At 64.3% G+C, this 23,840-nt stretch carries 26 protein-coding genes; 18 read left to right on the top strand and 8 right to left on the bottom strand.

Annotated elements, in window-relative coordinates; genetic code table 11:
* The first annotated feature begins 11 nt into the window (after positions 1-11).
* The gene (locus ABIB95_RS06185; protein ID WP_354238239.1) at positions 12-686 is read left to right on the top strand and encodes a spermine/spermidine synthase domain-containing protein; all 675 of its coding nucleotides are present in this window, start codon (positions 12-14) and stop codon (positions 684-686) included.
* A gap of 99 nt (positions 687-785) precedes the next feature.
* Here the strand turns inward: ABIB95_RS06185 and ABIB95_RS06190 are convergent, their stop codons facing one another.
* The gene (locus tag ABIB95_RS06190) at positions 786-1,250 is read right to left on the bottom strand and encodes a nuclear transport factor 2 family protein (protein WP_354238240.1); all 465 of its coding nucleotides are present in this window, start codon (positions 1,248-1,250) and stop codon (positions 786-788) included.
* Positions 1,251-1,374: 124 nt separating this feature from the next.
* The gene (locus ABIB95_RS06195) at positions 1,375-2,289 is read right to left on the bottom strand and encodes an alpha/beta fold hydrolase (protein ID WP_354238241.1); all 915 of its coding nucleotides are present in this window, start codon (positions 2,287-2,289) and stop codon (positions 1,375-1,377) included.
* A 164-nt stretch (positions 2,290-2,453) separates the two neighbouring features.
* On the opposite strand from ABIB95_RS06195, the gene ABIB95_RS06200 reads away from it, so the two are divergent.
* From ABIB95_RS06200 to ABIB95_RS06275, 16 genes are all read left to right on the top strand, one after another.
* Positions 2,454-2,837 (top strand): hypothetical protein, encoded by a 384-nt coding sequence (locus ABIB95_RS06200; protein WP_354238242.1) that lies wholly within the window; start codon positions 2,454-2,456, stop codon positions 2,835-2,837.
* Entirely contained in the window at positions 2,834-3,916 is a 1,083-nt protein-coding gene (locus tag ABIB95_RS06205) for a PHA/PHB synthase family protein (RefSeq protein ID WP_071915877.1), read from the top strand. Before ABIB95_RS06200 ends, ABIB95_RS06205 begins: the two co-directional genes overlap by 4 nt.
* Entirely contained in the window at positions 3,913-4,503 is a 591-nt protein-coding gene (locus ABIB95_RS06210) for a GNAT family N-acetyltransferase (RefSeq protein WP_354238243.1), read from the top strand. Before ABIB95_RS06205 ends, ABIB95_RS06210 begins: the two co-directional genes overlap by 4 nt.
* 200 nt (positions 4,504-4,703) lie before the next feature.
* Positions 4,704-5,159: a phasin gene (locus ABIB95_RS06215; protein WP_071915875.1), complete on the top strand. Its 456-nt coding sequence runs from the start codon at positions 4,704-4,706 to the stop codon at positions 5,157-5,159.
* Positions 5,160-5,321: 162 nt separating this feature from the next.
* On the top strand, positions 5,322-6,608 hold the full coding sequence (locus ABIB95_RS06220) for a DUF445 domain-containing protein (RefSeq protein ID WP_354238244.1): 1,287 nt from the start codon (positions 5,322-5,324) through the stop codon (positions 6,606-6,608).
* A 201-nt stretch (positions 6,609-6,809) separates the two neighbouring features.
* Entirely contained in the window at positions 6,810-7,580 is a 771-nt protein-coding gene (locus ABIB95_RS06225; RefSeq protein ID WP_014496932.1) for an esterase/lipase family protein, read from the top strand.
* Positions 7,581-7,782: 202 nt separating this feature from the next.
* A complete protein-coding gene (paaX, locus tag ABIB95_RS06230; protein WP_166350890.1) occupies positions 7,783-8,649 on the top strand; it encodes a phenylacetic acid degradation operon negative regulatory protein PaaX in 867 nt (288 codons plus the stop codon).
* A gap of 75 nt (positions 8,650-8,724) precedes the next feature.
* On the top strand, positions 8,725-9,717 hold the full coding sequence (gene paaA / locus ABIB95_RS06235) for a 1,2-phenylacetyl-CoA epoxidase subunit PaaA (protein WP_085403974.1): 993 nt from the start codon (positions 8,725-8,727) through the stop codon (positions 9,715-9,717).
* A 10-nt stretch (positions 9,718-9,727) separates the two neighbouring features.
* Positions 9,728-10,015: a 1,2-phenylacetyl-CoA epoxidase subunit PaaB gene (gene paaB / locus ABIB95_RS06240; RefSeq protein WP_014496929.1), complete on the top strand. Its 288-nt coding sequence runs from the start codon at positions 9,728-9,730 to the stop codon at positions 10,013-10,015.
* Positions 10,015-10,791, top strand: coding sequence for a 1,2-phenylacetyl-CoA epoxidase subunit PaaC (gene paaC / locus ABIB95_RS06245; RefSeq protein WP_354238245.1), 777 nt, complete (start codon positions 10,015-10,017; stop codon positions 10,789-10,791). The genes paaB and paaC overlap by 1 nt, the downstream gene beginning before the upstream one ends.
* Entirely contained in the window at positions 10,785-11,288 is a 504-nt protein-coding gene (gene paaD / locus ABIB95_RS06250) for a 1,2-phenylacetyl-CoA epoxidase subunit PaaD (protein WP_354238246.1), read from the top strand. Before paaC ends, paaD begins: the two co-directional genes overlap by 7 nt.
* Positions 11,289-11,290: 2 nt before the next feature.
* Positions 11,291-12,373: a 1,2-phenylacetyl-CoA epoxidase subunit PaaE gene (paaE, locus tag ABIB95_RS06255; protein WP_354238247.1), complete on the top strand. Its 1,083-nt coding sequence runs from the start codon at positions 11,291-11,293 to the stop codon at positions 12,371-12,373.
* Between the two features lie 55 nt (positions 12,374-12,428).
* Positions 12,429-12,878, top strand: a complete 450-nt coding sequence (gene paaI / locus ABIB95_RS06260; protein WP_354238248.1) for a hydroxyphenylacetyl-CoA thioesterase PaaI — start codon at positions 12,429-12,431, stop codon at positions 12,876-12,878.
* A 46-nt stretch (positions 12,879-12,924) separates the two neighbouring features.
* Positions 12,925-14,256, top strand: a complete 1,332-nt coding sequence (gene paaK, locus ABIB95_RS06265) for a phenylacetate--CoA ligase PaaK (protein WP_354238249.1) — start codon at positions 12,925-12,927, stop codon at positions 14,254-14,256.
* 180 nt (positions 14,257-14,436) lie between these two features.
* Positions 14,437-15,441 (top strand): quinone oxidoreductase family protein, encoded by a 1,005-nt coding sequence (locus tag ABIB95_RS06270; protein WP_354238250.1) that lies wholly within the window; start codon positions 14,437-14,439, stop codon positions 15,439-15,441.
* Between the two features lie 2 nt (positions 15,442-15,443).
* Positions 15,444-16,502, top strand: a complete 1,059-nt coding sequence (locus tag ABIB95_RS06275; RefSeq protein WP_354238251.1) for a YeeE/YedE family protein — start codon at positions 15,444-15,446, stop codon at positions 16,500-16,502.
* Here the strand turns inward: ABIB95_RS06275 and ABIB95_RS06280 are convergent.
* Positions 16,481-17,395, bottom strand: coding sequence for a DMT family transporter (locus ABIB95_RS06280; RefSeq protein WP_071917623.1), 915 nt, complete (start codon positions 17,393-17,395; stop codon positions 16,481-16,483). The genes ABIB95_RS06275 and ABIB95_RS06280 overlap by 22 nt on opposite strands.
* 82 nt (positions 17,396-17,477) lie before the next feature.
* Here ABIB95_RS06280 and pdxR point away from each other — a divergent pair, with 82 nt between their 5' ends.
* A complete protein-coding gene (gene pdxR / locus ABIB95_RS06285) occupies positions 17,478-18,923 on the top strand; it encodes a MocR-like pyridoxine biosynthesis transcription factor PdxR (protein WP_354238252.1) in 1,446 nt (481 codons plus the stop codon).
* A gap of 61 nt (positions 18,924-18,984) precedes the next feature.
* Here the strand turns inward: pdxR and ABIB95_RS06290 are convergent, their stop codons facing one another.
* Genes ABIB95_RS06290 through ABIB95_RS06310 form a run of 5 tightly spaced genes read right to left on the bottom strand, consistent with a single transcriptional unit; the run spans position 18,985 to position 23,753 of the window.
* Positions 18,985-20,208: a bifunctional alpha/beta hydrolase/OsmC family protein gene (locus tag ABIB95_RS06290; RefSeq protein ID WP_354238253.1), complete on the bottom strand. Its 1,224-nt coding sequence runs from the start codon at positions 20,206-20,208 to the stop codon at positions 18,985-18,987.
* 25 nt (positions 20,209-20,233) lie between these two features.
* Positions 20,234-20,896 carry a sulfite oxidase-like oxidoreductase gene (locus ABIB95_RS06295; RefSeq protein WP_354238254.1) on the bottom strand — a complete coding sequence of 221 codons (663 nt, stop codon included), beginning with the start codon at positions 20,894-20,896 and terminating at the stop codon, positions 20,234-20,236.
* 3 nt (positions 20,897-20,899) lie between these two features.
* Positions 20,900-22,234: an MFS transporter gene (locus ABIB95_RS06300; protein ID WP_354238255.1), complete on the bottom strand. Its 1,335-nt coding sequence runs from the start codon at positions 22,232-22,234 to the stop codon at positions 20,900-20,902.
* A 30-nt stretch (positions 22,235-22,264) separates the two neighbouring features.
* Positions 22,265-23,485: a cytochrome P450 gene (locus ABIB95_RS06305; protein ID WP_354238256.1), complete on the bottom strand. Its 1,221-nt coding sequence runs from the start codon at positions 23,483-23,485 to the stop codon at positions 22,265-22,267.
* A 58-nt stretch (positions 23,486-23,543) separates the two neighbouring features.
* Positions 23,544-23,753, bottom strand: coding sequence for a ferredoxin (locus ABIB95_RS06310; protein ID WP_007607931.1), 210 nt, complete (start codon positions 23,751-23,753; stop codon positions 23,544-23,546).
* Positions 23,754-23,840: the final 87 nt, after the last annotated feature.

A 23,840-nucleotide genomic window follows, 5' to 3' on the forward strand; every position in this document is an offset into this window, starting at 1 on the left:
AAAGCTCTCGCATGATTCCCTGGGAAAAGATCGACACCGCAAAAATCCCCGGCTCCGACGAAGAGCTCCGCCTGATGCGGCGCGGCAAGGAGTTCTCTATCAAGCTCGGCACCAACGAGCTGATGAACAACCGCCTGTCAGGCTCTGAGGCCGCGCTCGCAACTCTCGCGGCAAAGCAGATCGAGACGGTCGCAAAACCCGTTGTCCTCATCGGAGGACTCGGGATGGGCTTTACGCTGCGCGCGGCGCTGACTGTGCTCGGGAGCAAGGCGAAGATCGTGGTCTCCGAGCTCGTGCCGGCGGTGGTCGCCTGGGCGCGCGGCCCGATGGCCGAAGTCTTTGGCGACAGTCTCGATGATGTCAGGGTGAAGATCCGGGAGACCGACGTTGGCGAGATCATCCGGGCGCAGCGGTCGGCCTTCGACGCCATTCTCCTCGACGTCGACAACGGGCCGGAGGGGCTCACCCGGAAGGGCAATAACGCACTCTACAATGCGAGCGGGTTGAAAGCGGCGAAGGTGGCGCTGCGGCCGGGCGGCGTGCTCGCCGTCTGGTCGTCGGGACCCAACCCAGCCTTCACCAAGCGCCTCAGCAGCGCCGGTTTCGATGTGAACGAAGTCAATGTTCGCGCCACCGGCAGAGGCGGCGGCGCACGCCATGTGATCTGGATTGCGCGGAAGAGCTAGGCGGTGATTTGTAGCCCGGATGGAGCGAAGCGAAATCCGGGGCGGTCGATCCGCAAAGAGTGGTCCCGGATTACGCTGCGCTCCATCCGGGCTACGGCTCTAGAACATCGTATTGTTGTTCGCCGGATTTTCCGGGATGTCCTGAACGACGTCCCAGTGTTCGACGATCTTGCCGTTCTCCAGCTTGAAGATATCCACGATCGCGCGGCCCCTGCTGCCGGGCTCGCGAACGGAGTGAACGTGCAGGATGACAAAGTCGCCATCGGCGAATGAGCGCTTGATCTCGCTGTGCGAGTTCGGAAATTTTTCGCGCAGGAAGCCGATGAACTTTCGAAAACCGTCCGGACCATCGGGCGCATTCGGATTGTGCTGGACATAGCGGTTGCCGACATAGGCGAGGGCCGCATCGGCGTCCTTCTGATTGAGGCCCTTCTCGTAGAAGGCCAGCACGGCGGCGCGGTTGGCTTCTTCCTGCGCGCTGGCGGCCAGCGCAGCGCCGTTGCCGAGGGACAGCATGAGAATGGAAGCCGCAATCATTGCGACGGACCGGACGATGAGATGCATGTGAGCTCCGAGAGGCCGCAGCCTCTGTCTTGCGATTGAGGAAGGCCTGTATAGCTTTCGCCCCGGCTCGCGTTAAGAGAGTAACCGGAAGCTCACATGGTCACCGCGAGGAGACCGGTCGCGTCTACGCCGCCTGCGCCGCCGCCGCATGAGCGTGGTTGTCGATGGCGCGGATGATGTCGGGCCAGAAGCGCATCGGCAGCGCATGGCCCATGCCGTCGATCATCAATAGCTTTGCGCCGGGAATCGACTCTGCGGTGTCCTTGCCGCCTTCGGGCCGCACCAGCGGATCGACGGTGCCGTGAATGACCAGCGTCGGTGTTTTCACGCCACGCAGCCGCTCCTTGCGGCTGCCGGAGGCGAGTACGGCGCGGAGCTGCCGGCCGACGCCGGCCGGATTGAGGCCGCGTGCGAAGACGCGCTCGGCACGATCGGGGTCGAGCGCTTCCTCTTCCGGAAAGGACCCGGCGCGCAGCACCTTCCAGGTCTCGCCGAAGCGGACGATGAACTCCTCCTTGCTGCGTGGCGGCGGTGCCATCAGCATCGCGGAGGCCTCGCGTGTCGGCGGCGGCACACGCGGATTGCCTGTCGTCGACATGATCGAGGTCAGCGAGCGCACGCGCTCTGGAAACGACAGCGTCACCTCCTGCGCGATCATGCCGCCCATCGAGGCACCAACCAGATGCGCGGACTTGATGCCGAGCGCATCCATCAGGCCGACCGTGTCCTTCGCCATGTCGATCAGCTTGTAGGTCGCGGCGACGGGAATCCTCAGAAAGCGCAGCTTCAACAGCTCGAGCGGCGTCAGGCGTTTGCCGCCCGTCAGATGGCTCGACTTGCCGATGTCGCGATTGTCGAAGCGGATCACGCGAAAGCCATGCACGGCGAGCTGCTCGCAGAACGCATCGTCCCAGTGGATCATCTGCGCCCCGAGCCCCATGATCAGCAGCAGCGGCTCGGCGTTGTCGTTGCCGAAGATCTCGTAGCAGATGTCGATGCCGTTGGCGCGGATGGTCTGGGGCGGCTGATGGGTGGTCACGGGCGCGTTCCCTCCTGCTGATCGATGCTGTATCGCACGGTTTGCCGCCGCAAAGAAGCCGTGTGCGCCGCACCGCGCGACCTGCCGGTTGACCGCTCCCTCGCAACGGTGTGGTATGGCGAAAAAAGAAGGGCATCGCAGCTCTCGATTTCAGGAGGACGCCGATGACCGACAAGACCAATGACCCCGTCGCCATGTGGCAGAAGATGGTTGGTGAGATGGAGAAGGGGTTCAACTCCTTCGCCAACCAGGCCATGTCGTCGCCCGAGTTTTCACAGGCGATGAACCGCGCGGGAGGGGTTGCTGCAGGTGCTCAGAAGCAACTCGGCGAGCTCATGGAAAAATATCTGGTCTCCATGAACCTGCCCAGCCGCGATCAGGTCACTGGCCTTGCCGAAAGGTTGCAAGCCATCGAAGGCCAGATCGGTGAAATCAAGTGGATGCTGAGCCAGATGGCGGCAGGTTCCGGCGTATCTCAGGGCTCCGATACGGCATTGCGACCGCCGCGCACCAGGCGCCCGCCGTCCGAGGGCGGAGAGCAGACATGAATGCAGCCACCGGACTAGATTTCGCATCGATCCCGGATCGCATCCAGTCCGAGGTGCAGCGCGCCATCCAGCGCAGCATCAAGGGCGTCGAATATTTTTCGACTTCGGGCCCTTCGCTCGGCTCGACGCCGAAGGACGTGCTGCATTCGCGCGGCACCATGAGCCTCTATCACTACCGGCCGATGTCCGACGAGATCTACCGCGTGCCGGTCTTGATCGTGATGGCGACCACCAATCGCGGCTACATCCTCGATCTCGTGCCTGGCCAGAGCTTCATCGAATTCCTGCTCAAGCGCGGCTACGACGTCTACATGCTGGACTGGAGCGCGCCGAGGCCGGAGGAGAAGAGCCTGCGCATGGAGGACTACGTCCTCGACTTCATCCCGGATTGCGTCCGCCGCGTGCAGGCCGATTCCGGCGAGCAGGACGTCTCCGTGATCGGCTATTGCTTCGGCGGCGTGCTGTCGCTGCTCTACGGCTCGATCCACAAAGACGGGCCGATGAAGAATTTGATCTGCTTCACCACCCCGATCGATTTCCGCGAGATGAAGTTGTTCTCCAATTTCTCCGACCGCCGCTATTTCGACGTCGACCGTCTCGTCGACAGCGTCGGCAACGTGCCGCCGGAGATGATCCTGTCCTCGTTCGAGATGCTGCGCCCGGCCTCGCGCACGGTGAGCCAGATCCAGCTTTGGGAAAACATCTGGAACGATGAGTTCGTGAAATCGTACCGCATGTTCGACCGCTGGGCGACCGACACGCTGCCGCTGGCGGGCGAATATTTCCGCACGATCACCAAGGACCTGATGTGGGACAACAAGCTGTTCAACGACACCATGTCGGTCGGCGGCCGCGCGGCGAAGCTCGAAGACATCAAGGTGCCGTTCCTGCATGCGGTCGCCGAGCACGATCACATCGTGCCGTATGACGCCGCAAAACACCTGATCGCGAAGATCGGATCCGATGACAAGGAAGAGGTGATGCTGAAGGGCGGTCACGTCTCGCTTGTTGCCGGCGCCAACGCGGTGAAGCGGCTGTGGCCGAAACTGGACTCCTGGCTGGGGAAGAGATCGACATGAGCGAGCAGCGTTCCTATCCGCGTCAGGTCAAGACCGACGCCGGCGATATCGAGATCCGCCTGATGTCGCCTGCGGACGAGGCCGCGATGTTGGCCTTCGGCAAGGGCCTGCCGACCCATGATCTGTTGTTCTTGCCGCGCAACATCAGCGAGCCGAAGGTGCTCTCGGCCTGGGTCAAGGAGATCGAGCGCGGCGCGATTACCAGCCTGCTCGCGGTCAGGGACGGCAAGGTCGTCGGCTGCGGCACGCTGGTGCGCGATCCGCATTCCTGGTCGCCCCATGTCGGCGAGATCCGGATGGTTGTTTCCCTCGACGTGCGCGGGAAGGGGGTGGGGCGGGCGCTGTCGCAGGAGACCTTTGCGCTCGCGCTCGGCGCCGGCCTGGAAAAGCTTTCGGTCCAGATGACGGTCGACCAGCAGGCGGCGATCGCGCTGTTCGAGAGCCTCGGCTTCAAGGCCGAGGCGCTGCTGCGGGACCATGTCCGGGACGTCGACGGCAAGACCCACGACATCGTCGTGCTCGGGCACAATATTGCGCAGGTACAGGCCCAGATGGAGGCCTATGGGCTGCCGGGTGCCGTCCAGTAAGGCGCCTTGCCGTCTTCCGGGAAACGATTGGCTACAGGGGCGCCAGATTGCCTGACATTAAGGCTTTTCACTATTTCGTGATATCGCAGTGCAATACGAATATTGCATCGCACCATTAATTATGTCATATAAGCCGTGCCCCGGGCCAATGAGGACGGGGTGAGCCCATAGCTCAACCCAATGAGGATGGAGAGAACCCCATGACCACCGAAACCAACACTGCCTTCGAGGGCTTCAAGGACGCTTTCAAGAACATCCAGAACCTGGAAGTTCCCGAGGCCGCCCGCGAGTTCGTCAAGAAGTCCGCCAACACCGCCAAGGACCGTGCTGCCGAGGTGTTCGCTGGCTCCGAGCGCGTGACCGCCGCCGTCGAGAACGCGGTGACCGAGTCCGTCACCGAGGCCGGCAAGATCAGCCGCAACATCCAGCAGGCGATCTACGAGGACGCCGAGGCGTTCTTCTCGGGCATCGACAAGCTCGCGTCCGCCAAGTCGATCAGCGAAGCCGTCGAGATCCAGTCGAGCCTGCTCCGCGCCCGCGGCGAAGTTTTCGTCTCGCGCGCCAAGGCGACCGCCGACTATGTCGGCAAGCTCGCTGCCAATGGTGCGAAGTCCGCTCAGGACAACTTTGCCAAGGTCTACACCAAGACCGCTTGATACGGCACCCTGAGTACAAACTGAAATTTGAGGCCCGCTTCGGCGGGCCTTTGTTTTTGCGCTGCCGTCATTGCGAGCGAAGCGAAGCAATCCAGTCCGTCTCCGTGGAAAGACTCTGGATTGCTTCGCTTCGCTCGCAATGACGAGTAGGGTGATGCAGTGATGACCCCGCCCGCTACCTTCTCCTTCGACACCCCCGGTGACGCCGAACGCGCGGCGGAGCTTCGCCGCGTCAAGGCACTGGCGACGCTGGTGCTGGTCTCGACGCTCGCCCTTTTCGTCGTCGCGAAATGGCTCGTGCCCGTGCATCCAATGTTCGGCTTCATCGCGGCCTTCGCGGAAGCGGCGACCATCGGCGGGCTCGCCGACTGGTACGCGGTGGTCGCGCTGTTCAAGCGGCCGCTCGGCCTTCCGATCCCGCACACCGCGATCATCCAGAGCAATCAGGCCCGCATCGCCGACAAGCTCGGCGAGTTCATCCAGGTGCATTTCCTCGAGGCCCGCCCGGTCGAGGCCAAGCTGAGGGAGATCGATTTCGGCTCCTTCGTCGCCGACTGGCTGCGCGACCGCAAGCGCAGCGATGATCTCGCGCGTTTCGCGCTGCGCCTGCTGCCGGAGGCCGTCTCTGCGACGGAAAGCTCGGGTCTGATGACCTTCATCATTCGCCGCATGTCCTCGCAGCTCCAGGCGATCGACCTTGCGCCGCTCGCGGCCGGCACGCTGCGCGGCTTCGTCGCGGAAGGGCGGCATCAGATCCTGTTCGACGATCTCCTGCGCGTGATGCACGAGACGCTGAACCAGACCGAGACGATGGCGATGATCCGCGAGAAGGTGCGCGCGGAGTTGCCGACCCTGCTCAGGCTCTATCGCGCCGACAAGTTTCTGGTGAACAAGATCGTGGCGTCCGCCACCGCGTTCTTCAATGAGGTGCGCAGCGATCCCAAACATCCGTTTCGCGGTGAATTCGATCGCATGGTGCTGGGCTTCGTCGATCGGCTCGGCACCGATCAAGCCTATATCGATCGTATCGACGGATTGAAGCGCGATCTGCTCGCCCGGCCCGAGCTTGCCGATCTCGCCCGGACCGTCTGGACCAACATGCGCTCCTTCATCGAGCGCAGCGCAAGCGGCGAGACGCATGTACTGCAGCATCATCTCGCCGGCATGTTCGTCGCCGCGGGCGAGGCGCTCGCCGGCGATGCCGAGCTCCGCGGCGAGATCAACAAGGGCCTGGTGGCGGTGCTGCGCAGCTTCGTTGCGGATCAGAAGAGCGGCGTCTCGACCTTTATTTCCGACCAGGTCAAGGCGTGGGATATGGCGCAGCTGATTTCGCTGATTGAAATCAACATCGGCCGCGACCTGCAATACATCCGCTTCAACGGTTCGTTGATCGGCGGGCTCGCAGGTCTTGCGCTCTACTCCGTAGAATTCCTGCTTCGATGGTTGTGACTTTTGCGTCACTGACGCTGGCATTCACCTGCGGGCCTATTGTCGCCTTGGGCTTCACCCGCTTGAATGTCTGGAACCGGCCGCCTAGCTGATTCATGCTGCGTTGCGGAACGTTCGAGAAGCCGGACTGTTGGAATTCGTACCCATTTGCCGGCATCGCAACCGGTAGCCTTTTCAGCAATTCTGCCCAGGGGACCATTGATGACCGCTACTGCCCAGACGCTGCGTCCGCCGTCCCGTACCTTGATGTTCCTGGAAGGGCGCGCGATCCACGAGTTCGGTGCATTCCTCGGCGCGCTGCCGCTGCTGAGCCTCGCGCCCCGCGGCGATGGGCATCCGGTGCTGGTGTTCCCGGGCCTCGTGGCCTCCGACGCGTCGACGCGCGCGCTGCGCTCGTTTCTGACCAGCAAGGGCTACGCGGCAAGCGGCTGGCGCCAGGGCCGCAACTACGGCCTGCGCGAGGGCGTGCAGCATGCGATGGTCGATCTCGTGCAGGAGCTCAGCGACAAGCATGGCCGCAAGATCAGCCTGGTCGGCTGGAGCCTCGGCGGCCTCTATGCGCGCCAGCTCGCCAAGATGATGCCCGCGCGCGTGCGCCAGGTGATCACGCTCGGCAGCCCCTTCGCGGGCGACCCCCGTTCGACCAATGCCTGGCGCGTCTATGAGTGGGCGAGCGGGCGGAAGTCCGACGAGGTCGATCCGCAGTTCGGCGGCGAGCTCGCCGTCCCGCCGCCGGTGCCGACCACCGCCATCTTCAGCCGTACCGACGGCGTCTGCGCCTGGCAGGGCTGTATGGAGAAGACGGGAGCGCAGACCGAGAGCATCGAGGTCGAGAGCAGCCATTGCGGTATGGGCCATCATCCCGCCGCCGTCTATGCGGTCGCCGACCGCCTCGCGCAGAAGGAAGGCCAGTGGCGGCCGTTCGACCGCAGCGGCTGGCGCAGCATGGTCTATCCCGATCCGCATCGGTAAGCGCGGCCTGCATGGTTCGAGACGTGCGGCTTTGCCGCGCTCCTCACCATGAGGACTGAGAGCTAGTGATGCCGCGCGAAAGTGATCAGACCTCATCCTGAGGAGGCGCGAAGCGCCGTCTCGAAGGATCGAGCCCGGTTCTCGCTTTGATTGTCGCCCCCGTCCATTGTCGCGCCCGCACCAAACGCGCTATGCCTCGGGCATGGCGCATCCGCTCTCCCGCATCATCGACCAGCTCAAGCGTGAGCCGTCACGCACGGGCTCCATCGTCATCACCGTGTTCGGCGACGCCATCGTGCCGCGCGGCGGCTCGGTGTGGCTCGGCACGCTGTTGGAGTTCTTCGAGAGTGTGGACATCGATAGCGGCGTGGTGCGCACCGCGATGTCACGCCTTGCTGCCGATGGCTGGCTGACACGCGAAAAGGTTGGCCGGAACAGTTTTTATCGCCTGGCCGACAAAGGAAGTCAGACCTTCGAGGCCGCCACGCGCCACATCTACGATCCGCCATCGTCGGACTGGACCGGGCGCTTCGAGCTGCTCCTGATCGGCAACGGCGAGGATCGCGACGTCTCGCGCGAAGCGCTGCGCAACGCGGGCTTCGGCAGTCCGCTGCCCGGCGTGTGGGTCGCGCCATCAGGTGTGCCGGTGCCGGACGAGGCTGCCGGAGCGATCCGTCTTGAAGTCTCGGCTGAGGATGACAGCGGGCGCCGTCTGCTCAGCGCGAGCTGGCCGCTGGACCGCACCGCCGACGCCTATCTGAAATTCATGAAGACGTTCGAGCCGCTCCGTGCCGCTATCGCGCGCGGTGCGGATCTGTCCGAGGCGGACGCCTTCACCGCGCGCATCCTGCTGATCCACTACTATCGCCGCGTCGTGTTGCGCGATCCGCTGCTGCCCGAGAGCCTGCTGCCCGGCGACTGGCCTGGCAGGGCAGCACGTGAACTCTGCGGCGAGGTCTATCGCGCGCTGCTTGCGCCGTCGGAACAATGGCTTGATAGCCATGGAACCAACGAGAAGGGGCCACTGCCGCCGGCTCGAAAGCTCCTGGAGCGGAGGTTCGAGGCCTGATTTATATGTTACAGAAATATCTTGCATGAAGTAATTTCTGTTATATATTGCCTCCCAATAAACGGGAGGATGCGCATGTATACCCAGGCGCTGAATACGGCCGAGACCGACGATCGCGGTCTCGAGGATGCGGCGAAGGCTGCGCAGTTCCAGGCCCGCATCGATGCCGAGGAGCGCATCGAGCCGAACGACTGGATGCCGGCGGCCTATCGCAAGACGCTCACCCGCCAGATCTCCCAGCACGCCCATTCCGAAATCGTTGGCATGCTGCCTGAGGGCAACTGGATCACGCGCGCGCCGACCTTGCGCCGCAAGGCGGCGCTGCTGGCTAAGGTGCAGGACGAGTGCGGCCACGGACTCTATCTCTACGCCGCCGCCGAAACGCTCGGCACCTCGCGCGAAGAGCTGGTCGACGCCATGCTTGCCGGCAAGGCCAAATATTCCTCGATCTTCAACTATCCGACGCTGACCTGGGCCGATATCGGCACCATCGGCTGGCTGGTCGACGGCGCTGCGATCATGAACCAGATCCCGTTGTGTCGCTGCTCCTATGGCCCGTACGCACGCGCGATGATCCGCGTCTGCAAGGAGGAATCTTTCCACCAGCGCCAGGGCTACGAGATCATGCTGACGCTGTGCCGCGGCTCGGATGAGCAGAAGGCGATGGCACAGGATGCGCTGAACCGCTGGTGGTGGCCGGTGCTGATGATGTTCGGCCCGCCCGATGCGACGAGCCAGCACAGCGACACATCGACGAAGTGGAAGATCAAGCGCTTCTCCAATGACGAGCTGCGCCAGAAGTTCGTCGATGCCACCGTGCCGCAGGCGCAATATCTCGGCCTCACCATTCCCGATCCCGGCATGACGCAGGACGCCGAAGGCCACTGGCGCTACAGCGAGATCGACTGGACCGAATTCAAGCAGGTGCTGGCCGGTAACGGCCCCTGCAACCGCGATCGGCTCGCCGCGCGTCGCAAGGCGCACGATGAGGGCGCCTGGGTGCGTGAGGCGGCAGCTAGCTATGCCGCAAAGCGGGCGCGGCGTCAGACCGCACAAGCCGCGGAATAAGGAGATCACGATGGCCACGCCAAACACGCCGCTGTGGGAAGTCTTCATTCGCAGCCGCAACGGGCTCGCGCACAAGCATGTCGGCTCGCTGCATGCGAACGATGCCACCATGGCCCTGCAGGCCGCGCGCGACATTTACACCCGGCGCGGCGAGGGGCTGTCGATCTGGGTCGTGCCGTCGACCGCGATCACCGCGAGCGATCCGGCCGAGAAGGGCATGATGTTCGAGCCGGCGGAATCGAAGATCTACCGGCATCCGACGTTCTACGAGGTGCCTGAGGAAGTGGGGCACATGTGATGCTTGTGGCCAACATCCAGGTCGCGGAAACACCGCTGGTGCTCTACGCGCTGCGCCGCGCCGACGATGCGCTGATTCTCGGTCATCGTCTGTCGGAATGGTGCGGACATGCGCCGATGCTGGAAGAGGACATGGCGCTCTCCAACATCGCGCTCGATCTCATCGGCCAGGCGCGTGAGCTCTACACTTACGCTGCCAAGGCCGAAGGCAAGGACAACAACGAGGACAAGCTCGCCTATTTGCGCGACGTCAGGCAATACCGCAACCTTCTGCTGGTCGAGCAGCCGAATGGCGACTTTGCCCAGACCCTGGTGCGGCAGTTCTTCTATTCCGCCTTCGCCGACCTCTATTGGCGGGCGATGATGGCCTCGCGTGATCCGACGCTTGCGGCCATTGCCGCCAAGTCCGAGAAGGAGAGCGCTTATCATCTGCGCCACGCCTCGGAATGGATCATTCGGCTTGGCGACGGCACCAGTGAGAGTTGCGCCAGGGCGCAAGCCGCGATCGATCACCTCTGGGCCTTCACCGGTGAGATGTTCGCCGTCGATGACGGAGAGCGCGCCCTGATCCATGCCGGTATCGCGATTGATCCCGGCAGCTTGCGCGGTCGCTGGCTGACGACGCTCTCCGATGTCGTCAGCGAAGCAACACTCACGCTGCCGCAAAATGACTGGATGCAGCAGGGCGGCCGCGTGGGCCGCCACAGCGAGCATCTCGGTCATCTCCTGTCCGAGCTTCAGTCGATGCAGCGTACTTTTCCGGGGCAGACATGGTGACGGTGCTGGACCGCGACAGTGAGCTGCGCCGGCGCGCCTGGGACGCCGCGGCGGGCGTCGTTGACCCCGAAATCCCGGTGCTGACCATCGCCGATCTCGGCGTGCTGCGCGATGTCGTGCTCGACGGCGATCATGTCGAGGTCGCTATCACCCCGACTTACTCGGGCTGCCCGGCCATGAACATGATCGCGTTCGAGATCGAGCTTGCGTTGGAGCGCGCCGGTTTTCGCCAGCCGAAAGTGCGCACCGTGCTGTCGCCGGCATGGACCACCGACTGGATGAGCGAAGAGGGGCGCCGGAAGCTGCACGCCTACGGCATCGCGCCGCCGCAAGCCTCCAGCTCACGCCGCGCGCTGTTCGGCGAGCAGGCCGTCGCGTGCCCGCAATGCGGTTCTGACAAGACCGAGTTGCTGTCCGAGTTCGGCTCAACCTCCTGCAAGGCGCTCTGGCGCTGCAAGGCCTGCCGCGAACCCTTCGATTATTTCAAGTGTCATTGATCATGTCCGCAGCCGCACCGCGCTTTCATCGCCTGACCGTCAACGACCTCCGCCGCGAGGCGGCCGACGCCGTGTCGATGACCTTTGCGGTCCCTAGCGAACTCGCGGGCGATTACGCTTTCGCGCCCGGCCAGTACCTCACGCTCCGCACCATGCTGGATGGCGAGGAAGTCCGGCGCTCCTATTCGATCTGCTCGGGTCCTGACGATGGCGAGATCCGCATTGCCGTGAAGAAGATTGACGGTGGAGCATTTTCGAACTGGGCGGCGGATGAACTCAAATGCGGCGACGAGCTCGACGTCATGACGCCGACCGGACGCTTCGGCGTGATCCCGCCGGCTGATAGCGGACGCATCCATGTCGGCTTTGCCGCAGGCTCCGGAATCACGCCGATCCTGTCGATCGTCAAGGGCGTGCTCGCGCGCGAGCCGGACAGCCGCTTCTTCCTGTTCTACGGCAACCGCGCCACCGACAACATCATGTTCCTGGAGGCACTCGAGGAGCTGAAGGATCGCTTCATCGATCGCCTCTCGATCTTCCACGTCATCTCCGGCGAGGAGCAGGACATCCCGATCCTGCATGGCCGGCTCGACGGCGACAAGGTGAGGGTGCTGCTGCGCTCGCTGGTGCCAGCCGCGAGTGTCGATCATGTCTTCATCTGTGGCCCCCTTGGCATGAGCGAGGAGATCGAGGCGACCTGCCGCGATCTTGGTATCGCGGAAGAGCGTATCCACGTCGAGCGCTTCGTCTCCGAATTTGGCGGCAAGCCGCGGCCGAAGAAGATCGTTGCGCCCGATGCGCCGCCGAAGGCGATGGCCTCGCTGATCATCGACGGCAAGCGTCGCGACGTGCCGGTTGCCGAGGACGAGGCGATCCTCGATGCCGCGCTGCGCGCCGGCGTCGATCTGCCCTTCGCCTGCAAGGGCGGCATGTGCTCGACCTGCCGCGCCAAGCTGGTCGAGGGCGAGGCGCCGATGGACATCAACTATTCACTGGAGCCCTGGGAATTGAAGGCCGGCTTCGTCCTGACCTGCCAGGCAAAGCCGTCGTCGGAGCGGGTCGTGGTCGATTACGATCACGTTTGACAGTTATGGCCGGGCAGCAGAGCATTGTGGCCAAACATTTGGCCGGGAGAAGCGCGTGAACGTCAAAGCCAACCTGTCGCCCGAGGATATTGCCCGCGCCTGCGCCGACGCGATGTGGGCGGAGGATGATGCCTCCAAGGGGCTCGGCATGGAGATCGTCGAGATCGGTCCGGGCTTCGCGACGTTGGCGATGAATGTGCGGCCGGACATGGTCAACGGCCAGCGCATCGCCCATGGCGGCTTCATCTTCACGCTGGCCGATTCCGCCTTCGCCTTTGCCTGCAATTCGCACAATGAACGTGTCGTGGCGGCACAGGGCCAGATCACCTTCATCAGGCCGGGCAGGCTTGGTGATCGCCTCGTTGCAAAAGCGCGCGAGGTCAGCCGTGGCGGACGCTCAGGCATCTACGATGTGCGCGTGACGGTGGGCGACACCGTCATCGCGGAATTCCGGGGGCATTCGCGTGTCATTCCCGGCACGTGGCTGCCGACGCAAGATCAGTAAAAAGAACCAACCAATAAAAAGAACCAACCAATGTGGGGAAACGAGGATGGCTCTGACGAGGCTCAAGGAAGGTGGCAACGCCTATCGTGCCGAGATGGACGCGCATGAGCGCGCCTCACGTGACGAGATCATGGTGCTGCAAAAGCAGCGGCTGGCCTGGTCGCTGAAGCACGCCTACGACAACGTCGCGCATTATCGCCAGGCCTTCGACAAGGCCAGCGTGCATCCGTCCGACTTTCGCGAACTCTCCGATCTCGCAAAATTCCCGTTCACCGTGAAGACGGATCTGCGCGACAATTATCCCTTCAACATGTTCGCCGTGCCGCGCGAAAAGCTGGTGCGCGTGCATGCGTCGTCCGGCACCACAGGCAAGCCGATCGTGGTGGGCTATACGCAACGCGACATCGACACCTGGTCGGAGGTGATGGCACGCTCGATTCGCGCCGCCGGCGGCCGCACGGGCATGATCATCCACAACGCCTATGGCTACGGCCTGTTTACCGGTGGACTGGGTGTGCACTACGGCGCCGAAAAACTTGGTTGCACCGTGGTGCCGATCTCCGGCGGCATGACCGAGCGGCAGGTGCAGCTCATTAACGACTTCCGGCCCGACATCATCACGGTGACGCCGAGCTACATGCTGGCGATCCTCGACGAGTTCAAGCGCCAGAAGCTCGACCCGCGCCAGTGCTCGCTCAAGGTCGGCATCTTCGGCGCCGAGCCCTGGACCAATGCGATGCGTGGGGAGATCGAGGACGCCTTCGACATGGACGCGACCGACATCTATGGCCTCTCTGAAGTGATCGGCCCCGGCGTCGCGCAGGAATGCATCGAGACCAAGGATGGCCTGCACATCTGGGAGGACCATTTTTATCCCGAGGTGATCGACCCCCAGACGGGCGCGGTGCTGCCGGATGGCGAGAAAGGCGAGCTGGTCTTCACCTCGCTGACCAAGGAAGCCTTCCCGGTGATCCGCTATCGGACCCGCGACCTCACGCGGCTGCTGCCGGGCACGGCGCGGCCGGGCATGCGGCGGATGGAGAAGGTGACGGGCCGCTCCGACGACATGATCATCCTGCGCGGCGTCAATCTGTTTCCGACCCAGATCGAGGAGGTGTTGCTTGCGACCGACTGGTGCGGCGGGCATTTCATTCTTGAACTCACCCGCGAAGGCCGCATGGACGAGCTGACCATCATTGCCGAGGCGCGCCCGGAGAGCTGGGACGGCCGGGGGCTCGTCGATCACGCCGACCGCATTTCGACCCACATCAAGAACACCATCGGAATCAGCTCCAACGTGCGGGTGGTCGCCCCCGCCACGCTGGAGCGCTCGCTGGGCAAGGCCAAGCGCCTCTACGACAAGCGGCCGAAGGACTAGCTGTCGCTCCTCATGGTGAGGAGCGCCGAAGGCGCGTCTCGAACCATGAAGGCCCGGATGCTGCAGCGCGGGCCTGTATCCTTCGAGACGCCGCTCGCGCGACTCCTCAGGACGAGGGGAGGCGGTTGACTTGACCGGTCCCAAAGGCGACAAGGCCCGCGAGAAATCGTGGGTCTTTCGATGTCACCAGCCGATCGCAAAACCGTCGAAGCGCGCTGCGTCCGCCTCAATGCCAAGGCCGATAATGCTGCGGCGATCGCGCCGCTGATCGAGCATCATATGCTCGCGCGCGGTCCGAAGGATCTCCTGATCGAGATAAGGGCCGCCGCCGTCAACCCGTCCGATGTGAAGGCTGCGACCGGGCTGATGCCCTACGCGGTCTTCCCCCGCACGCCCGGCCGCGATTATGCCGGCGTGGTGATTGACGGGCCGGCCGATACGATCGGCCGCGAGGTGTTCGGCTCTTCCGGCGATCTCGGCATCCGCCGTGACGGCACCCATGCCAGCCATCTCGTCGTCGAAGCCGACGCCGTGGTGGAGAAGCCGAAGACGGTGTCCTGGGAGGAGGCAGCCGGCATCGGCGTGCCCTTCGTCACCGCAATGGAAGGCTTTCGCCGCGCCGGCATTCCGAAGCCCGGCGAAACCGTGCTGGTGTTCGGCGTCAACGGCAAGGTCGGTCAGGCCGCGGTCCAGATCGCGACCTGGCAGGGCGCGCGCGTCATCGGCGTGGTGCGCAAGGCGGAAGCCTATGAGGGCCATGCCAACGCAGCCATCGAGGTGATTGACGCCTCGGCGACCGATGCCGCCACGCGCGTGCGCGAACTGACCGGCGGCAAGGGGGCCGACATCGTCTTCAACACGGTCGGCGATCCCTATTTCCAGGCCGCGCACAAATCGCTCGGATTGCGCGGCCGCCAGATCCTGATCGCCGCGATCGACCGCATCGTGCAGTTCAACATCCTCGAATTCTACCGCGGGCAACACACTTATGTCGGCATCGACACGCTCGGGCTGTCCTCGGCCGCGACCGGCGCGGTGCTGCGCGACCTCGGCCCCGGCTTTGCGGGCGGTCACCTGAAGCCGTTCCCGATCAACGCGAATGCCGTCTATCCGCTGGAGCGCGCCAAGGAGGCCTATGTCGCGGTCGCTGGTTCGTCGCGGGATCGCGTGATCCTGAAGCCTTGACCATGGACTCGTCCACTCAACTCGTCATCCTCGCCGGCCTCATCATCGGGCTCATCTATGGCGCCGTGGGCCTGCTCAGCGGCTTCTGCCTGATGAGCAGCATGCGCGGCTGGCTGGCCGAGGGAGACGGGCGGCTGGTGCGGACCTTTGCGATGGCGATTGCTGTTGCGGTTGCTGCGAGCCAATTCCTCGCCGGTAGCGGCATGGTCGATCTTGGCAAGTCGATCTATCTGCAAAAATCCTTCTCGGTGCCGGTGCTGTTCCTCGGCGGCCTGTTGTTCGGCTACGGCATGGTGCTGTCGAACGGTTGCGGCTCGCGGGCGCTGGTGCTGCTCGGCCGCGGCAATCTCCGCTCCTTCGTCGTCGTGATCGTGCTCGCCATCGCCGCGCAGATGACGCTCAAGGGCCTGATCGCGCCGGTGCGCATTGCGCTGGTTCAGGCCTCGCAAACGACCGTCAACGCCAATTCGCTGCCGTCACTGTTGGCGACGCTGGGTCCCGGCGACGCGCTCTCGCGCGCGCTGACCGCTGCTGCAATCGTCGTTGCGCTGATCCTGTTTGCGTTCGCGCACCCGGCGTTTCGGCGTTCGCCCGGCCAGATCGCAGCCGGTGTCGTCGTCGGCCTCCTGGTCGCCAGCGGCTGGTTCGTCACCGGCTATCTCGGCGCCGACGATTTCAATCCGGTCCCGGTGACCTCGCTCACCTTCGTCGCGCCGATCGCCGATAGCCTGCAATACGCCATGCTCTCGACCGGGCTGACGCTCAACTTCGGCATCGCCACCGTGGCCGGCGTTCTCGCCGGCAGTCTCGTCACCGCGCTCGCTACAGGCCGTTTCCATCTCGAAGGTTATTCCTCGCCGCGCCACATGCTGCGATCTGCCGGCGGTGCGGCGCTGATGGGGATCGGCGGCGTGATGGCGTTCGGCTGCTCGATCGGGCAGGGGCTTACCGGCGTGTCGACGCTCGCTCTGGGCTCGTTCGTCGCGGTCGCCGGCATCCTGCTCGGCACGACGGCCGGCCTGCTCGGTGCACTGCGGGTTCAGCCGCTCGCGGTGGCTTGACCGCGCAGCAGCCGGTCGCCCAGCGTCGCAAGACCGATGCCGGTGACGATCAGTCCGGCCGCGACAGCAAGACTCATGTCGATTGGCTCGCCCAGCAGGATCGCAGCACTGGCGATACCGACGAGCGGCGTCCCGGTGGTGCCGAGCGACGTCGTCAGGGCCGAGATGCTCTTGTTGACCATCGACATCGCCCAATAGGCCAGCGCCGTTCCGATCAGCCCCGAATACAGGAACAGCAGCACGAGCTTCCACGACCATTCCGCGTGCGGCGGGCCCTCCGTGATAACAGCCGATCCCGTCAGTACGATCGTCGCCACGAGCACCTGCCAGAGCAGGAGCTGGAGCGGCGATGCAATCCAGCGATGCGCGCTCATATAGATGATGTTCGCGGCCCAGGACATCGCGGCCAGGACGACCATGCCGGCCCCGAGCAGGACGTTGGTATTGGTCCAATCGATCGACGTGGGGTTCAGGATCACGGCAAGGCCGATCAGTCCGAGCAAGGCGCCGGCGAGCTTGGGCGCCGTCAGCGTATCCTTCCCCAGCAAGGGCGCGGCGATCGCGACCCAGAGCGGCGTGGTGTAGCCGAGCACGATCGCTTTGCTCGCGGGCAGGAAGCGCACACCGGCCGCAACCAGAACCGAGAACACCGTCATGTGCAGCAGCGCGACGCTCAGGATCACCGGAATGTCGCGCCGCTCCGGGATCATCAGATTGTTGCTCAGCCCGAGGATCACGAACAATCCGGCCAGCGCGATCCAGCTCCGGATCGCCGAAGTCCACAGTGGCGGGAGGAACTGGACGAGTTGCTTCGTCACCGACCAGTTCACGCCCCAGGCCAGCACGACGATCAGGAACAGGCCGACGGCCGCGCGGGACGAGAGGGAGTTCATCGCAAAATCCTTGAAGCAGTCCAGTCCGGCGCATAACATCCGGATTGGCACCTGAAAAAGTGCCAGATTGGAAAGGAATAAGGTGCCAGTTTCGGAAGGTGTGATCTCCGCCCTGATCGAGCTGAAGCGGACCGACGACGAGGGGCTGACGGCGCAACTGACGAGCCAGCTTCGCGGCCTGATCGCGACCGGTCGGCTCGGCAAAGGCCGCGCGCTGCCGTCGAGCCGCCGGCTTGCGAGCGACCTCGGCGTCTCGCGCAACACCGTTACTTATGCCTTCGAGCAGCTCGCCGCCGAGGGATATCTCGAGGCGTCGCACGGTCGTCGTCCCATGGTCACGGTCGACGGCGGCCGTAACGAAGGGACAGGCGCCGTCGCACCGAGCGTCCGCTCTGGCAAGCCGCGGCTCTCGCCCTGGGCGTCGAAGCTCAAGCAGACCGACTGGCCGATGTCCTATCAGGCGCCGCTAAAACCCCTGCGTCCGGGGCATGGAGATGCGCGGGAGTTTCCGCACGAAGTGTGGGCCCGCTGCCTGCGCCGCAGCGCGGTGCGCGCAGCCAAGCGCGAGCTTGGGCCGGTCAACCGGACGCGCCTGCGCCAGGCGCTGGCGCATTATCTGGCCGCCAGCAGGGGCGTGCGCGCCACCGCAGACCAGATCCTGATCCTGCCGAGCGCGCAGGCCGCGCTGACCCTGATTGCGGCTGCGCTCATCACGCCCGGCGACGATGTCTGGGTCGAGGATCCCGGCTATCCCGGTGCGGCGGCGGCCTTCCGTGCCTCCGGCGCGCGCGTGATGGGGCTGAAGCTGGATGAGCAGGGCATGCAGCGGATGCCGGGCATGGCCGCGCCAAAGCTCATCTTCATGACGCCCTCGCATCAGCATCCGACCGGGCGGTTGATGTCGCTCGCGCGCCGCACCGAATTCCTGGGCATGAGCAGGCCAGGCGAGACCTGGATCGTCGAAGACGATTACGATGGCGAATTCCATTATGACAGCCGGCCGGTGCCGGCCCTGCAGGGGTTAGACGCCCATGGCCGCGTATTCTATGTCGGAACGTTTTCGAAGGTGATGACGTCGGATATCCGGCTCGGCTATGTCGTCGCGCCACCAGGGCTGGTCGGCACCCTCGAGATCGCACAGCGGCACATCGGGCTGATCGCCTCCAGCCACATCCAGGAAGCGCTGGCGGAGTTCATCGCCGACGGCCATTTTCTCGCGCATCTGCGCCGGATGCGACGGCTCTATCACGCGCGCCGCGATCACCTCGTCGAGGGACTGGAGCGCCATCTGGGCGAAGTTCTCTCTGCCGAAGTGCCCTCGGGCGGCATCCAGTTGGTCGCCCGCCTCAAGCGCGGTCGCGCCGATCAGGCGGTGGTGCAAAGGCTGGTCGAGGCGGGCGTTGAAACGCGGGCCTTGTCCAGCCTGGCGCTCGGCCGTCCACGCGACCATGGCCTGCTGCTCGGCTTCGCGGCCTGGCGCGAGAATGAGATCAGCGCGGCGGTGCGGACCATGGCGTCGTGCTTCTAGAGCATGATCCGGAAAAGTGTGAAGCGGTTTTCCGAAAAGATCATGCTTAAACAATAACGCGCTAGTCCACGGCCTTCGTCACGATGCGGATCTCCGAGGTCAGCGTCCGGTGCACCGGACACTTGTCGGCGATCTCCATCAGCTTCTTGCGCTGCTCCGCATCGAGCGCGCCGTCGATCGCGATGTCGCGCTCGATCTGGTCGAGCATGCCATCGCGCGTCTCGCACTCCGCGCAGTCCTTGGCGTAGATTTTCGAGTGCTTCAGCGTGACCGTGACGCGATCGAGCGGCAGCGATTTGCGATCGGCATAGAGGCGCATGGTCATGGAGGTGCAGGCACCCAGCCCGGCCAGCAGGAAGTCGTAAGGGCCGGGGCCGGCATCCTCGCCGCCGGCCGCAATCGGCTCGTCAGCCACCAAGTGATGCGGGCCGACGGTGATGGCCTGGTTGAACTTGCTCTTGCGGGTTTCCTGCACCACCACTTTGCGCGGCTCTTCCGCGAGATCCATCGCCTTCGCGGGCTTCGCGGTGTCGATGTAGCGGCTGGCCCAGGCCGCGATCACGTCGGCCGCGTAGAGGGCGTCGGCCGTCTTGGTCAGGAGATGATCGGCGTGGTCGAGCGAGACGAAGCTCTTGGGGTGTCTTGCCGCAACGAAAATCTTGGTCGCATTGTCGATGCCGACGGTGTCGTCGACAGGGGACTGCATCACGAGCAGGGCCTTGTGCAGGCCGGTGATGTCCTTCATCAGTTCTTGCTCGGCGATGTCGTCGAGGAATTCGCGCTTGATGCGGAACGGGCGCCCCGCGAGCGAGACCTCGACTTCGCCCTGCGCGCGGATGCTGTCGAGATGCTCGCTGAACAGACCGGTGACGTGAGCGGGATCGGACGGCGCCGCGATGGTCACGACAGCCTTGGCTTCCGGAATCCTTCCGGCCGCGGCGAGGATCGCGGCACCACCGAGGCTGTGGCCGATCAGGATCGACGGCGCCGTGCGGACCTGGCGCAGATGATCGGCGGCGCGCATGAGGTCGGCGACGTTGGAGGAGAACGTCGAATTGGCGAAATCGCCTTCGCTGGAGCCGAGCCCGGTGAAGTCGAAGCGCAGCACCGCAATGCCCGTGGCGGCGAGCGCGACCGAGATGCGTTTTGCTGCCAGCGTGTCCTTGCCGCAGGTGAAGCAGTGCGCGAACAGCGCGTAGGCCGTGGGCTCGCCATCGGGCAGCTCCAGCGCGGCGGCTAGTTGATGGCCACCTTCGCCGGTGAATTGAAAGCGTTCCGTCGGCATGGGATTCCCCCGTCCTTGCTTGAACCTAATCGCTTGAATAACGCTGCTCGGCCCAGGGATCGCCGCGGTTATGATAGCCACGGACTTCCCAGAAGCCCGGCGCGTCCTCGGTCAGGAATTCGATGGCCTGAAGCCATTTGGCGCTCTTCCAGAAATACAGATGCGGCACGACGAGCCGCACCGGGCCGCCGTGCTCTTCGGTCAGCGGCTGACCCGACCAGCTATGGGCGAGCAGGGCGTCCTCGGCGGCAAAGTCTTCCAGCGTGAGGTTGGTGGTATAGCCGTCATGGGAATGCAGGACCACGAAGCGCGCGTCCTCGCGCGGCTGGCAAGTTGCGAGCAGCTCGCGCGTGGCGAGGCCCTCCCACTCATTGTCGTAGCGCGACCAGGTCGTCACGCAGTGAATGTCGGAGGTGATCTGCGCCTGCTTCTGCGCCGCGAATTCGGCAAAGGTCCAGAACACGGGGGTCTCGATCGCACCGTAAACGTCGAGCCGCCAGCGCTCGCGCGAAACCGGCGGCACGACTCCGAGATCGAGCACCGGCCAGTCCTTGGTGAGATGCTGGCCCGGCGGTAGCCGCTGATCCTCCGGTCGCGTAACGCGGCCGGTGAGGAAGCGGGCTTCGCGCGCCCATTTCTCCTTGGTGCGCGTCAGCTTGCTGTCGGGCGGCTCGTTGTCGTCGGCCATGAGCTACTCGTGGCGATGCATCGCGGAGGCGTGCTTGGTGTCACGCATGGTGGAATAGATGATCAGCGACAGGCAGATGACGCCTGCGAGATAGTAGTAGAACCACTCCTCATGCCCGATGCTCTTGAAATAGAGCGCGATCGCCGGCGCGGTGCCGCCGAAGATCGAGACCGTGATGGCGTAGGGCAGGCCGACACCGAGGGCGCGGACATTGGTCGGGAACAGCTCGGCCTTCACCACGGCGTTGATCGAGGTGTAACCGGCGACGAATAGCCAGGCGCAGCAGATCAGGATGAAGGCCATGAAAGGCGACTTGGTCTCCTTCAGCGTCATCAGCAGCGGCACGGTCGCGAGCGTGCCCGCGACACCGAAGAAGATCAGCAACGGCTTGCGCCCGATCTTGTCGGAGATCGCGCCGTAGATGGGTTGCAGGATCGTCGCGAAGATCAGCGTGCCGAAGATCACGAAAGTGGTCTGGTCCTCGGTCAGGCCGACCGAGAGCTTGACGAAGGTCTGCATGTAGGTGGTGAAGGTGTAGAACGCTGCCGTACCGCCGGCCGTGAGGCCGACCACCAGCAGCAGCTCGCGGGGGTAGCGCAGCAAATTGGTGATCGAGCCGGTCGGCTTCACCACCTTCCTGGCTTCCTCGAAGGCCTCAGTCTCGTGCAGATTGCGTCTCATCACTGCGGCAAAGATCGCCAGCGCCGCGCCGATCGCAAACGGGATGCGCCAGCCCCAGGCTCTGAGCTCCTCCGGCGTGAGGAAGACCTTTTGCAGGAGCAGCAGCACGATGATCGCGGTGAGCTGGCCGCCGATCAACGTGACGTATTGAAAGCTCGAATAGAAGCCGCGATGCTTGGGATCGGCAACCTCGCTGAGATAGGTCGCGCTGGCACCATATTCGCCGCCGAGGCTCAGGCCTTCGATGACGCGGGCGAGCGCCAGGATCACCGGCGCGGCGAAACCGATGGTCGCATAGGTCGGCGTCAGCGCGATGATCAGCGAGCCGAAGCACATGAAGACGACGGATAACGTCAGCGAGATACGCCGGCCGAAATGATCCGCGATGTAGCCGAACAGCCAGCCGCCCAGGGGGCGCATCAGGAAGGTCGCCGCGAACACCACGGCGACGTTCAATTGCTGGACGACGGGGTCGTTGCCGGGGAAGAAGGCCGGAGCGAAATAGAGCGCGAACGCCGTATAGGCGTAAAAATCGTACCACTCGACGAGATTGCCGATCGAGCCGATGAAGATCGCCTTGATCCGCCGTTTGGCGTCGGCGATGTCGATGTCGATGTCGATGTGATCAGAGGCCGGTAGGGTTGCTTGCTCTGTCACGTCCGGCCTCTCCGTTGGTCTTGGAAAGGCCTACATCGCCTTTCCGAACAGAAATGGCAACTGGCGGGGGCCTCTCACCGTGCCCTGTGACCAGGTCACCGTGCCTGCCGGATCGAGGGCGAAGTCCGGGATCCGCTTCAGCCATTCCTCCAGCGCAACCTGCATCTCCATGCGTGCAAGGTTGGAACCGACGCAGCGGTGGATGCCGAGGCCGAAGGCGGCGTGGCGGTTCTCGCGGCGGTCGATCACGACTTTGTCAGCGTCCGGAAACATCTTGGGATCACGGTTCGCGGCCGGGAAGGACAGCAGCACCATGTTGCCCGCCTTGACCGGGCAGCCCGAGATCGTGGTCTCCTTGACCACCTCACGGGCCATGGTCACGGGCGAATAGGCCCGCAGCAGCTCCTCCACGGCGATCGGGATTAGCCCAGGCTCGGCGATCAGCCGTTCGCGGTCGGCCGGCGTCCGGGCGAGATGCCAGAGCGAGGAGCCGATCGCACTCCAGGTGGTGTCGATGCCGGCGATCAGGAGCAGCCGCAGCGAACCCAGCACGTGGGAGTCCTCGAGCGGATGACCCTCCTTGTCCCTGGCGTTCATCAGGTAGGAGATCAGGTCGTCGGTCGGCTTCTTCTTCCGCTCCTCGATATGGGTGCTGAAATAGGCGCTCATCTCCTGCACGGCCTGGAGCAGCTTGCTCTCGTCCTTGATGCCGAGCTCGAGAATCATGTGGATCCAGTTGATGAACAGGTCGCTGTCGCTCTCGGGAATGCCGAGCATGTGGGCGATGGCCTGAACCGGGATATATTTACTGTAGCGCGCTGCGGCGTCGACCTTGCCATCGGCGATGAACCCATCGATCAGCTCGTTGCAGATCGCGCGCATCCGCGGTTCCAGCTTCTTCATCGCATCCGGCGTGAACGGCGGCAGCAGCAATTGCTTCGCCGGCTTGTGCACGGGCGGGTCGGAGGTGATCGGCGGAGCCGCGTTCCTGGAAATCTCCGGCCGGACGTCGCGGACGATGATGCGGCGCGAGGAGAAATGCTCGGAGTCGTTGGCGATCTCGCGCACGGCCTCATAGGTCGTCGGCATGTAGCAGCCGAGGAAGCGCTCGGTGTGCACGACCGGGCTCGCGGCGCGCAGTTCCTCCCAGATCGGGAAGGGATCGTCCGTCCATTGCGGATCGGTGTGGTCGAAATCATGGACCCAGTCGGTCACGGGGGGATGGGCGGCGGGCTGGCTGACGTCGGACATACGGGAAATCCCTTGGGGCTCGTGTTCGCTAAAAGCACGCAAGCGGGCAGGGGCCGCGCTACTCCTCGATCACATCGATCGCTATTTCCGGGCAGTTGGATTTGGCAAGCCAGGCCTTGTCTTCGAGGCCGGGCGGCACGGTGCCGTCCCCGGCCTCATGGGCGTTGCCGTATTCGTCGAGCTCGAACAGCTCCGGTGCGAGCGCCTTGCAGCGTGCGTGGCCCTGGCATTTGTCGGGATCGACGTGAACCCTCAGTCGCTCTGTCATGGCGGCTTCCTCGGTCGTGTACGCGGGGCCCGAAGGCCGCGCGATCCTCATGTCAATCTTATCGGCGGCATTTGCCGCCGCTTTAAG

Origin of the sequence: Bradyrhizobium sp. LA2.1 (assembly GCF_040547725.1) — a bacterium.
Lineage (GTDB): Bacteria > Pseudomonadota > Alphaproteobacteria > Rhizobiales > Xanthobacteraceae > Bradyrhizobium > Bradyrhizobium barranii.

Coding starts and splice junctions, on each gene's coding strand:
- ABIB95_RS06185 (WP_354238239.1), top strand. CDS start 12: ATGATTCCCTGGGAAAAGATCGACACCGCAAAAATCCCCGGCTCCGAC.
- ABIB95_RS06190 (WP_354238240.1), bottom strand. CDS start 1,250: ATGCATCTCATCGTCCGGTCCGTCGCAATGATTGCGGCTTCCATTCTC.
- ABIB95_RS06200 (WP_354238242.1), top strand. CDS start 2,454: ATGACCGACAAGACCAATGACCCCGTCGCCATGTGGCAGAAGATGGTT.
- ABIB95_RS06205 (WP_071915877.1), top strand. CDS start 2,834: ATGAATGCAGCCACCGGACTAGATTTCGCATCGATCCCGGATCGCATC.
- ABIB95_RS06210 (WP_354238243.1), top strand. CDS start 3,913: ATGAGCGAGCAGCGTTCCTATCCGCGTCAGGTCAAGACCGACGCCGGC.
- ABIB95_RS06215 (WP_071915875.1), top strand. CDS start 4,704: ATGACCACCGAAACCAACACTGCCTTCGAGGGCTTCAAGGACGCTTTC.
- ABIB95_RS06220 (WP_354238244.1), top strand. CDS start 5,322: ATGACCCCGCCCGCTACCTTCTCCTTCGACACCCCCGGTGACGCCGAA.
- ABIB95_RS06225 (WP_014496932.1), top strand. CDS start 6,810: ATGACCGCTACTGCCCAGACGCTGCGTCCGCCGTCCCGTACCTTGATG.
- paaX (WP_166350890.1), top strand. CDS start 7,783: ATGGCGCATCCGCTCTCCCGCATCATCGACCAGCTCAAGCGTGAGCCG.
- paaA (WP_085403974.1), top strand. CDS start 8,725: ATGTATACCCAGGCGCTGAATACGGCCGAGACCGACGATCGCGGTCTC.
- paaB (WP_014496929.1), top strand. CDS start 9,728: ATGGCCACGCCAAACACGCCGCTGTGGGAAGTCTTCATTCGCAGCCGC.
- paaC (WP_354238245.1), top strand. CDS start 10,015: ATGCTTGTGGCCAACATCCAGGTCGCGGAAACACCGCTGGTGCTCTAC.
- paaD (WP_354238246.1), top strand. CDS start 10,785: ATGGTGACGGTGCTGGACCGCGACAGTGAGCTGCGCCGGCGCGCCTGG.
- paaE (WP_354238247.1), top strand. CDS start 11,291: ATGTCCGCAGCCGCACCGCGCTTTCATCGCCTGACCGTCAACGACCTC.
- paaK (WP_354238249.1), top strand. CDS start 12,925: ATGGCTCTGACGAGGCTCAAGGAAGGTGGCAACGCCTATCGTGCCGAG.
- ABIB95_RS06270 (WP_354238250.1), top strand. CDS start 14,437: ATGTCACCAGCCGATCGCAAAACCGTCGAAGCGCGCTGCGTCCGCCTC.
- ABIB95_RS06275 (WP_354238251.1), top strand. CDS start 15,444: ATGGACTCGTCCACTCAACTCGTCATCCTCGCCGGCCTCATCATCGGG.
- ABIB95_RS06280 (WP_071917623.1), bottom strand. CDS start 17,395: ATGAACTCCCTCTCGTCCCGCGCGGCCGTCGGCCTGTTCCTGATCGTC.
- ABIB95_RS06290 (WP_354238253.1), bottom strand. CDS start 20,208: ATGCCGACGGAACGCTTTCAATTCACCGGCGAAGGTGGCCATCAACTA.
- ABIB95_RS06295 (WP_354238254.1), bottom strand. CDS start 20,896: ATGGCCGACGACAACGAGCCGCCCGACAGCAAGCTGACGCGCACCAAG.
- ABIB95_RS06305 (WP_354238256.1), bottom strand. CDS start 23,485: ATGTCCGACGTCAGCCAGCCCGCCGCCCATCCCCCCGTGACCGACTGG.
- ABIB95_RS06310 (WP_007607931.1), bottom strand. CDS start 23,753: ATGACAGAGCGACTGAGGGTTCACGTCGATCCCGACAAATGCCAGGGC.